This window comes from Bacteroidota bacterium, assembly GCA_039714315.1.
Lineage (GTDB): Bacteria > Bacteroidota > Bacteroidia > Flavobacteriales > JADGDT01 > JADGDT01.
The window spans coordinates 1-4,718 of sequence record JBDLJM010000189.1 but is presented as its reverse complement, the minus strand read 5'-3'; the positions used below and the strand labels follow the sequence as shown (position 1 = coordinate 4,718).

Genomic DNA, 4,718 nt, shown 5'->3' with positions numbered 1-4,718 from the left:
CCTGTCATATTTTTATAAAAAGCCTGAATCTTCATAAAATCTGCTGTCATATTATCGCCCGGATGGATAGTTGGTCCTACTCCTGCCAATTTCTTCTTAAAATCCAAAAAACCTAAAGCTATTGGAACATCGGCACTTTTTGCTATATGATAAAATCCCGTTTTCCATTTTTCTACTCTTTTCCTCGTACCTTCTGCCGGAACCAGTATCACAATCTCCTTATTAGATTTTAATATATCGGCTGCAAACTCAACCAAATTCATTCCCTTACTCCTGTCTACCCCTATTGCTCCCATAAGTATAAAAAGTGGTCCCAAAACAGACTTTGTATAGTCATCCTTGATGAAGAACTTGAATTTGATATTATGTTTCCAAAAAGTTAGAACAGTAAAAAAGAAGTCCCAATTGCTTGTATGTGGTGCAGCAATCATCACACACTTCTTTAAATCATCTGAAATAAGCACGGAAGTTTTCCAACCAAATAAACGTATCAATATTTTCGCAATCATCTTCTTCATAAGCCCACTTATTTTCTCTTTATATTAATACTTATACCAATTACTCTTCAAAATAATCATCTTTAAACCCTATAAGATACAATTTTTCCTTTGCCCTGGTAACGGCTGTGTACAACCATCTTAAATAGTCCAGATCTATACCATTAGGCAACCAGGCCTGCTCTATAAACACGTTACTCCACTGACCACCCTGCGATTTATGACATGTTACTGCATAGGCAAATTTTACCTGAAGAGCATTAAAATATGGGTTCTCTTTAACTTTTTTGTATCGCTGATATTTACTTTTTACATCTTCGTAATCCTTGTTAACTTCCTTATAGAGTTTATCACTGTCCTCATAGGGCAAGGAAGGACCTTCTACATATAAAGTATCTAACATTATTACTGTTTCAAAACTCTTCTCATCGGGATAATCGACCAGCTGAACTTCAACTTCGGCAAATCTAAACCCGTATAATTCCTTAATTGAAAAAATCCTCAGCACTTCTACTGTATCTCCATTAGCAATAAAGCCCGGAGCTGAGCTTGGTTCCAGCCAGAAATAATTATTCTTAACTACCATAAGAATATCACCGGTATTCACTTCCCCTTCAAGCATTCGAATTCGGTTTCGTATCTGCTGATTATAAAGATTTGCTCTTTTATTTGACCTTACAATGATAGTTGTTTCTTCGATTCCGGCATTTGAATAACTGTCGGAAATAGCACTTTCAATATCATACCCGTCGATTAATCTAACCACTTCCACCTGATTGCTTAAATCGAATTTAAAGTCTTCGAAAAACGATTCCTTCTGATAGTCTCTTAAAATAGTCGCATTCTTTAATATTCCAGAATCAGCTTCCTGACGAAGAACCTCCTTCAACTGGAACTGAATAACTTTTTTATTATATCGAAGAGATAAATTATCACTATCGAGCGCGGGACTAATATCTAAATGTACCGGCGGTAACTGAGCTTCATCGCCAATCAATATCAGCTTACATCTTCTTCCTTCTTCAATAAATTCCATGAAGTCATCTAACAGGGAACCTCCTGAAAAAAGCTTACCTTCGGTTTGCACATCAGGTATCATTGAGGCCTCATCTACAATAAATACAGTATCAACAGATGTATTTTTTTGTCGAATAAACTGTAGTCCAATATCTCCGGTTGGTTTCGGTTTATAAATTCTTCGGTGAATAGTAAAGGCTTTCCTGTTTGAATAAGAGCTAATAACCTTTGCAGCTCTTCCGGTTGGTGCCAAAAGTGCAGATTTCTTTTTCGCTTTCCACAGTTGGTTTACGACAGTAGATAACACTGTTGTTTTCCCTGTACCTGCATAACCTTTCAATAGAAGAACTTCATCTTTATCGTCAGAGAAAATAAATTTAGAAATTCCTCTGATCAAATCTGACTGATCTTCAGTTGGGACAAAAGGAAATTCTTTAAAAATTAGATTCTGAAACTCAGTGGCATTCATCAATAAAATGATTTAGGTGATATTTAGATAAGCAGGCACAAATTTACTTATTTATTATACATTGTTAGTGACACAAAAGCTTTTCTTAATCAAAAAAAATTGTAGCTTTGCGGAGATTAAGTAAAATATAATAATTTAGTTCAGAGATGAAACTAGCATAGCAAAGGTTTTCTTGTTTTTCCTTATGGGGGAATAAATCTTGTTTTGTGAACAGCATCTGACAATAGAAAAACAAATTTTATACAAATGAAAATTTTAAAAATAGTTCTTTGGATACCTGTTGCTTTCATGGCTTATTTGGTTTACAGTTCAATAATGAATCCAATTGCATTCGAACAAGAGAAGCAACACCGCTACACAGAAGCTATAGGTAACTTGTTAGATATCCGTAAATCTCAGATCGCATATAAGTCTGTAAATGGTGAATTTGCTAAGAGCTGGAATAGTCTGGTACAATTTATAGATACTGCAGAATTCACATTGGTATCAAGAAGAGACACAAGCTATATGGCATACGATAAAGTTTACCGTATGGACAGACTTAAAGAAGAAGTTATAATAGACACATTAGGTTTTGCATCTGTAAAGGATTCATTATTCCCTACAGAACCTACTTATAAGAACATGATGCACGTTCCTAACACAGAAGGTATTGATTTTGAACTTAAAACAACTAACCTTGATAAAAACGGCATTAAAGTTCCTGTTTTTGTTGCACGTGTTAAGAAAACAGATTTATTAAACGGTTTGGATAAACAGCTGGTTTTAGAGGCTGTTGATGCTTTCGACGTTAAAGGAAATTACCTGCAGGTAGGAGACCTTGAGCAGGCAAGTATTAGTGGTAACTGGCCAAAACCTTACGAACCAGACTTTAAAGAAGGAAAAAAATAATGATCTTCACTCAAAAATGAACCTGATTGTAAAAAATGATAAAACCAATATTATACAAGATTGATAAATCCTTAGAATCAGATCATTTTAAAAACTTAGAATTATCCATTCAGCTAAAGCTGGATGGATTTTCTTTTTCTATACTAAATTCTGATATAAACAAAATTGTAGCTATTGTCGGCTATCATTTCGATAATGTAAAACATCCCGTTCAACTTCTGGAGAAAGTGAAAGAAATTTACAATTCAAGTTCATTACTGAAAATGAATTTTAAGGATGTAAAGATTTCTCATGTAAATCAGATTTCCACATTAGTGCCGGTGCCTTTATTCGATGATGATAATTTACAATCCTACCTCAATTTCAATCAAAAACTTTTAGAAAACGAATTCTTAACATACGAAATAATTGAACCCCTGGAGATTGCCAATATATACTCTCCATTTATAGAAGTAAATGATTATTTATTCGAGAAATACGGAGAATTTGTTTTTAAACATTTCTCCAGTGTTTTAATTGAAAATTTACTGGAAAAAAACAATAGCAATCAAGCATTAAAAATGTTTGTACACGTACAGAAAAGTCAATTTGAAATTGTTATAATTGAGAATAAAAAACTCCTGCATTACAATTCGTTTTCATACCAAAACAAGGAAGACTTTGTTTATTATATATTATTTGTAGCCGAACAATTAAAAATCAACCCTGAGGAATTTGATTTAGAATTGTATGGAGAAATTGAACCATATTCTGAATTATACAGCTTAGTATATAAATATGTAAGAAATGTTTCCTTTGGCTCAAGATTAGAAAAGCATCAATATTCGCATGAGCTGGATGATGTAAATGCCCACGATTTTCTGGTGCTTTTTAACCAATAGAACTTTTCAACAAATGAGAATAATATCCGGAAAGAATAAAGGAAAGAAGCTTATTGCTCCAAAAAAACTACCTGTCAGACCTACTACCGACATGGCAAAGGAATCTTTGTTTAACATCTTAAATAACTACTATTACTTTGACTCTATAAAAGTTTTAGACCTGTTTGCCGGTACAGGAAACATTAGTTTAGAATTTGCCTCCCGTGGTGCGGAAATGGTTACTGCTGTTGATATTGACTCAGGATGCACAAGGTTTATTGAAAGAATGTCTACAGAGATGAACATGGAAGATTTCGATATAATCAAAGAAGATGTTTTTAAATTTCTGAACAAAACCAATATTAAAGCCGATGTAATTTTTGCTGATCCTCCCTATGACTTTTCACAGGAGCAATTCGAATCAATTCCAAAGATTGTTTTCGAAAGAGAAATGCTCAACGAAAACGGGATGCTCATAGTTGAACACTTTAATAAAATGGACTTATCGGAGGCAGCAAACTTTAGCTTTTCAAAGAGGTACGGTTCTTCGGTATTTAGTTTTTTTGAAATTAGCTCTGAAGAAGAATAAACTGAATAATAGACATATTAAGAAAAAACGTCATTAGCTACGCTGAATCTAAAGATTTCCGACTGGAGCAATAGCCTCGGCTGAGCCGAGAGAGGAAAGCTTTAGAAGGTTCAACGAAGTTAATCTGTTAAACATAACTACAAACCTTCAACAGATCTCTCCGCACGTTTCACTCGGCACCCACGACAACATTTTTTTAGCTGCAAATACACGAATTATTATTTCGCTAACGCTCAATATACGACCGAGAACGAACCTTAGTGAGTTTGTTAATTCGTGGCTTCTTTTTTTGTCATCGACTCACCTGCCCATCCGGTCAGGCGGGTTGGAGTTTTTGAAAAAAAACTTACGCCTCGAGATGACGTATTAAAGTTACGTTGGTAAATAATAAAAAA

At 34.2% G+C, this 4,718-nt stretch carries 5 protein-coding genes; 3 read left to right on the top strand and 2 right to left on the bottom strand.

What is annotated here, in order from left to right; translation table 11 throughout:
- The coding region (locus ABFR62_13085) for a 1-acyl-sn-glycerol-3-phosphate acyltransferase (protein ID MEN8139355.1) at nucleotides 1-518 on the bottom strand (518 nt) is incomplete at its 3' end.
- A gap of 40 nt (nucleotides 519-558) precedes the next feature.
- Nucleotides 559-1,983 (bottom strand): AAA family ATPase, encoded by a 1,425-nt coding sequence (locus ABFR62_13080; protein MEN8139354.1) that lies wholly within the window; start codon nucleotides 1,981-1,983, stop codon nucleotides 559-561.
- 246 nt (nucleotides 1,984-2,229) lie between these two features.
- On the opposite strand from ABFR62_13080, the gene ABFR62_13075 reads away from it, so the two are divergent.
- The 3 genes from ABFR62_13075 to rsmD are packed head-to-tail and all read left to right on the top strand — an operon-like array spanning nucleotide 2,230 to nucleotide 4,323.
- Entirely contained in the window at nucleotides 2,230-2,874 is a 645-nt protein-coding gene (locus ABFR62_13075; protein ID MEN8139353.1) for a hypothetical protein, read from the top strand.
- Nucleotides 2,875-2,909: 35 nt separating this feature from the next.
- Nucleotides 2,910-3,755: a DUF3822 family protein gene (locus tag ABFR62_13070; GenBank protein MEN8139352.1), complete on the top strand. Its 846-nt coding sequence runs from the start codon at nucleotides 2,910-2,912 to the stop codon at nucleotides 3,753-3,755.
- On the top strand, nucleotides 3,721-4,323 hold the full coding sequence (rsmD, locus tag ABFR62_13065; GenBank protein MEN8139351.1) for a 16S rRNA (guanine(966)-N(2))-methyltransferase RsmD: 603 nt from the start codon (nucleotides 3,721-3,723) through the stop codon (nucleotides 4,321-4,323). Before ABFR62_13070 ends, rsmD begins: the two co-directional genes overlap by 35 nt.
- Nucleotides 4,324-4,718 lie beyond the last annotated feature (395 nt).

Bases quoted from the DNA above. Each gene is read 5' to 3' on its own strand.
- ABFR62_13080 (MEN8139354.1), bottom strand. From the start codon at position 1,983: ATGAATGCCACTGAGTTTCAGAATCTAATTTTTAAAGAATTTCCTTTT.
- ABFR62_13070 (MEN8139352.1), top strand. From the start codon at position 2,910: ATGATAAAACCAATATTATACAAGATTGATAAATCCTTAGAATCAGAT.
- rsmD (MEN8139351.1), top strand. From the start codon at position 3,721: ATGCCCACGATTTTCTGGTGCTTTTTAACCAATAGAACTTTTCAACAA.
- ABFR62_13075 (MEN8139353.1), top strand. From the start codon at position 2,230: ATGAAAATTTTAAAAATAGTTCTTTGGATACCTGTTGCTTTCATGGCT.